Source organism: Caenimonas soli, assembly GCF_013155545.1.
GTDB classification, from domain to species: Bacteria; Pseudomonadota; Gammaproteobacteria; order Burkholderiales; family Burkholderiaceae_C; genus Ramlibacter; species Ramlibacter soli.
The window spans coordinates 1-4,316 of the sequence record NZ_JABJVV010000038.1 but is presented as its reverse complement, the minus strand read 5'-3'; the positions used below and the strand labels follow the sequence as shown (position 1 = coordinate 4,316).

Below are 4,316 nucleotides of genomic sequence, written 5' to 3'. Positions count from 1 at the left end.
GAACGGCTGGTTGCGCGGTCCACCGGCGGCGTAACGCGCGTGAAAGGCGCTCAAGTCCAGGCTATCGATTGCGTCGCAGACGAAGTAGGCCAAGTGCCCTTCAGGCAGCCACTCCTTCAGTGACGGGGGCAGCAGGAAGTCCTGGTCGGGCTCGTAGGGGATGTAGCTGGCTGGCATTCAAGCTCAACGATTGATCCGTGGCTGGCGATGACCTCCGCACCATCGCCGCGTGCCCCCACCCCAGCCCTCCCCCGGAAGGGGAGGGAGAAATGCGAGCTTCTGCCGCGCAGACTCCTAGGGCCGTGTGCCCCTTAACATGTCAATCGACGCGGACCCACAACAGCAGGAGGCGGCTTCGCCGCTGGTGTTGGTGGTCCGGTCATCTTCACGTTAGATGGCATCAGCACTTAGCACCTGGCGGCGGATTTCAATCTTTCTCGGCGCTTCTGCTGCGGGAGCAGCCTTTTTCGCTGTGGCCGTCGGCTTTGCTTATGGCGTGGTGTTTCGGCCTACGGGTGGGAGCACAAAGTACGGCGCGCCCCCGGCGTGGGAGGTTATCGCCATTGGCTCGCCCCTCGGTCGGGCTCTCGGTGCGGTGTGCTTCGCCGCTGGCGGCGCAGTGTTGCTGTGGTTTGCCTACAAGACGCTCACGCGGCGTCGATGAAAGGGTCAAGTGTTTTCCAGGCCGGCTAAGTTTTCGTGCAAGGGGCGGTTGCCCACCCGTTTCTCGTGCATACCCCACGAGATGTCATCTAACATGTCGGCCAACACGGACCCGCAACTGCAGGAGGCGGCTTCGCCGCTAAAGTTGCGGTCCGGTTACCTCCAACGTTGGGCGTCACCAAAGGCGCCTCTGGAGCATGTACTGTCTATGACTACCCGCGTCGTCGCCGCACTCGTATCTGCCTCATTCTCAGTTTCCGTATTTGCCCAGGGGTTCGAGCGCACGCCCTTGCCCGAAACGCATCCGCTGGTCGGAACGTGGAGGATCGACCTGCCGGACCAGAAGTGCTTTGAGGAGTACGTTGTTCACACCGATGGCACCAAGTCATCGCAATCCGCTGACGAGCGCAACGAGTCGGAGGTGATGATCTCACTGGTCCCGAGCACAAGCGGCTTCTACAAGTGGACTGATCGGATCATCAAGAACAATGGGAAGGCTGACTGCTCAGGTTCCAATACCGCACTGGGGCACGTCGCCGTCAACTTCGTTCGGGTCCATCCCAGCGGGAAGCGCTTCCTCTTGTGTGAGGCTGAGGATATGAAGTCTTGCTACGCCGAGTTCTACCGAAAGTCCAAGTGAAGGTTCGCCAACAGTGACGCCCAACCCTTCCATCGAGCGGACGTCTTCCAGCTGGCTTCGCCAGCTTCCAGCCGCCGCTCATGTCCAACGTTATCCCTCATGAAGCGTCGCGCGCTCGCTCTTTTGCCTTTGACACTCTTGGTGCACCGACCGGCCATAGCTAATTCGAAGCTGGAATGCGAGAGGCTAATGAAGGAAGCGCTGCCGCTCGCTGAGAAGATGCTGCGAGAACACGGTGGCTTTTATCCCTATGGCGCAGCGTTGGACCGAAACGGAAAGGTTGTCCCCGTTTCAGCCAGCGATGGGAAGGCGCGACCAGCGCCGGCGGACTTGATCCGATTGCTAGCGGCCGGTTTCGAGGAGGGGGCTAAAAAGGGCAAGTACCAGGCCACGGCTCTCATTTACGACGCGCGCGTCTTAGACCCCTCGAGCGGCGTTAAATCGGACGCAATAGCAGTCGCGCTCGACCACAGAGAGAACTACTCAGTCGTCGTCTACATTCCATATCGAGTCGAATCGGGAAAGTACTTCCCAGGCAAACTCTTCGCGACAAAGGGAGAGAGCCGTGTGTTCAAGTAGGCCACTGAGGGATAACTTGTCAATTGACACGGACCCACAGCAGCAGGAGGCGGCTTCGCCGCTAGTGTTGGTGGTCCGGTCATTTTTACGTTATCCAGCATGAGTGACGCATTGGCAATCGTGGCCACTCCCTGGAAAGAGTCGATCGGCACGTGCGCGTGCTGCGGTCGGACCTCCAAGACAATTTGGGGAGACCTTGCGCAGGGCGAACTCACGGTGGCGCTGTATTTCGTGCAATGGACACTCGGCGCGCCAGAGCACGCCCCGAACATCGACCTGGTCGTCGGGCCATGGGGCGACGAGGCGAAGCCCGAGCATAGGCTGGCCATTTCCTTGCTCTACCATCCTGCACAAGGAGGCGGATCGTTCATGGTCATTGATGGCGAGGGTCGCCGCACGGACGATCGCTTCCTGTGCGGGCGCGCACTCAAGAGAGAAGATGTTGTCGGAACGCCATTGGCGCAAGAGGTATTCGCGTTGGTGGATGCGGTTTGGCTGACTGAGCCGCGCATCTGCGAAGTGAAAGAGCTAGACAATGCTGGATAACATGTCAATCGACACGGACCCACAACAGCAGGAGGCGGCTTCGCCGCAAGTGTTGGTGGTCCGATCATCTTCACGTTAGGCAGCAGATGAAGCGTCTCTTCGCATGCGCGCTCGCAGTCGTTGCTCTCGTTGCGTTCGGTTTTGTCTCGTACCGCCTCGGCCTGCAAGCAGGCGCAGCCCAGGCAAAGGAAGCATTCGGGTCTGTATTGGCGTCTGTACAAGCAGACCTGGGCGTAAACAAGCTGCAGCGGCTGCGCGCCCTGGAATCGGACCTCGCCCGCGGCTGCTCCAAGGAGGCCCTAGCCAAAGTTCGCTTTGACATTGACGTGGAGCTCTACGTGCTTTCATCCTTCTACCGGGACTACAAGGGGACTAGTGCGGTGGACCAACTTGCCAAGCGCGATCCGGCGTTACCAGGCCAGCTCGAAGGCTTCAAGAAGCAGTACGGAGACTCGTGGACGGAACCGAAATGTGTCACATAAAGCGCTCGCTGCCTAACTTGTCAATCGACACGGACCCACACCTGCAGGAGGCGGCTCCGCCGCAACAGGTGGTGGTCCGGTCATCTTCACGTTAGACCGCAAGATGACACGCATAGGAGATCCTTCCCCCCGCCGCTCTGAAGCACGGTCGAGCCGCTCGGTATTGGCCAAAACGGTGGTGGTTTACGTGGTTCTGGCGTGTCTGGGAGTGGGCATCCTACTGAGCTTTGTTCCTGACTTCTTCAACGTCGGGGAGTCATCGCCGTATCGGCTTCTGATCCTCGTTGCGGTGGTGCTCTTTGTGATTGGGCCGGTTGTGGCCGTTGGCTACTTTATTCTTGAAGCGGTCGTTGAATCGGTGGTGCGGGGAGCAGGCTGGGTGCTTAAAACTTGCCTTCGCGCTGTCGTGCGCTTTGTTAGGCGTCTGTTCGGCGGAACCGAGAGGTAGCGAGGCTTGAGGCGGTCTAACTGGTCAATCGACGCGGACCCACAACAGCAGGAGGCGGCTTCGCCGCAAATGTTGGTGGTCCGGTCATCTTCACGTTAGAGCGCAACGCCCATGCCGAAATTTCTAGAGATCGCCAAGGTTGTCGGCTCGCTGCTGGTGGGTGGCCTTGCGGGTGGTGCAGTTTTCGCGGCAGCCACGATGTTTGTCACCTATGTCCCAGCCGGTGGGACACCGCAGCATAGTTTCGTGCCGTCGAATCTGATGTGGACGCCGTTCTTCGCGATTTTTTCGGTACCCGTGGCGCTAGTCGTGGGCGTTCCTCTTTTTTTCGTCCTGAGGCGCTTCAGTGTCCTGGGCTGGTTCTCTGTCGCGCTGGTGGGGGTACTTGCAAGTCTCCTCTCGGCCGCCCTGCTTGGCCTTTATCGCAACTCTATTGAACAGGTCATTCTCTTTGGCATAGCTGGGCTTGCGGCTGGCGTAGCGGCTTACGCGGTACTGTTGCGCTCTAACATTTCGCTCAACCCGGACGCGCGGCAAGAGCGGCCGCGCGCAGGTTAGCTCGGACGTTAAGCAGCACTAATCCGCCCGTGCAACGTAACTTCTTTTCTGCCGCGGATGACTTGCTCGCGGTCTTTGAAATCGTGGAGCGAAAACATCGCGTGTAAGCGTCCGGCGAACCCATCCTTGCCGACTTAGCCCGCTGCGGCGAGCATCGTGTCCACGAGAGGATTGGAATGGACACGAGCGAACCCACCAAGCGCACCCGAGTGCGCGCGTATGCCCCGGAGTTCAAGGCGAAAGTGCTGGCCGAATGCAGCCAGCCCGGCGCCTCGATAGCCAAGGTGGCGCTGGCCCATGGCCTTAATGCCAACATGATTCACACGTGGCGCCGAGACGCGCGCGGGGCTGTCGCCCCGGCGCTGGCGGGCGCCGGCGAGTTCGTGCCTTTGCAGCTCGC

General features: G+C 59.9%; 7 protein-coding genes and 1 pseudogene. 7 read left to right on the top strand and 1 reads right to left on the bottom strand.

Annotated features, from left to right (window positions below; all coding sequences use genetic code 11):
* A pseudogene (locus HNE04_RS27735) lies at positions 1-177 on the bottom strand (IS5/IS1182 family transposase); the annotation flags it as partial.
* A gap of 694 nt (positions 178-871) precedes the next feature.
* On the opposite strand from HNE04_RS27735, the gene HNE04_RS27730 reads away from it, so the two are divergent.
* From HNE04_RS27730 to tnpA, 7 genes are all read left to right on the top strand, one after another.
* On the top strand, positions 872-1,303 hold the full coding sequence (locus tag HNE04_RS27730) for a hypothetical protein (protein ID WP_172227103.1): 432 nt from the start codon (positions 872-874) through the stop codon (positions 1,301-1,303).
* 189 nt (positions 1,304-1,492) lie between these two features.
* On the top strand, positions 1,493-1,882 hold the full coding sequence (locus HNE04_RS27725) for a hypothetical protein (protein ID WP_172227100.1): 390 nt from the start codon (positions 1,493-1,495) through the stop codon (positions 1,880-1,882).
* A gap of 99 nt (positions 1,883-1,981) precedes the next feature.
* Positions 1,982-2,428, top strand: coding sequence for a hypothetical protein (locus HNE04_RS27720; protein WP_172227097.1), 447 nt, complete (start codon positions 1,982-1,984; stop codon positions 2,426-2,428).
* 86 nt (positions 2,429-2,514) lie between these two features.
* On the top strand, positions 2,515-2,910 hold the full coding sequence (locus HNE04_RS27715; RefSeq protein ID WP_172227094.1) for a hypothetical protein: 396 nt from the start codon (positions 2,515-2,517) through the stop codon (positions 2,908-2,910).
* Positions 2,911-3,073: 163 nt separating this feature from the next.
* Entirely contained in the window at positions 3,074-3,358 is a 285-nt protein-coding gene (locus HNE04_RS27710) for a hypothetical protein (protein ID WP_172227092.1), read from the top strand.
* A gap of 111 nt (positions 3,359-3,469) precedes the next feature.
* Positions 3,470-3,916, top strand: a complete 447-nt coding sequence (locus HNE04_RS27705) for a hypothetical protein (protein WP_172227089.1) — start codon at positions 3,470-3,472, stop codon at positions 3,914-3,916.
* Between the two features lie 176 nt (positions 3,917-4,092).
* Positions 4,093-4,316 (top strand): IS66-like element accessory protein TnpA (tnpA, locus tag HNE04_RS27700; protein WP_172221903.1); only part of this gene is annotated, 224 nt, incomplete at its 3' end.

Excerpts from the sequence above, each read along its gene's own strand:
- HNE04_RS27730 (WP_172227103.1), top strand. The coding sequence starts at position 872 with ATGACTACCCGCGTCGTCGCCGCACTCGTATCTGCCTCATTCTCAGTT.
- HNE04_RS27725 (WP_172227100.1), top strand. The coding sequence starts at position 1,493 with ATGAAGGAAGCGCTGCCGCTCGCTGAGAAGATGCTGCGAGAACACGGT.
- HNE04_RS27720 (WP_172227097.1), top strand. The coding sequence starts at position 1,982 with ATGAGTGACGCATTGGCAATCGTGGCCACTCCCTGGAAAGAGTCGATC.
- HNE04_RS27715 (WP_172227094.1), top strand. The coding sequence starts at position 2,515 with ATGAAGCGTCTCTTCGCATGCGCGCTCGCAGTCGTTGCTCTCGTTGCG.
- HNE04_RS27705 (WP_172227089.1), top strand. The coding sequence starts at position 3,470 with ATGCCGAAATTTCTAGAGATCGCCAAGGTTGTCGGCTCGCTGCTGGTG.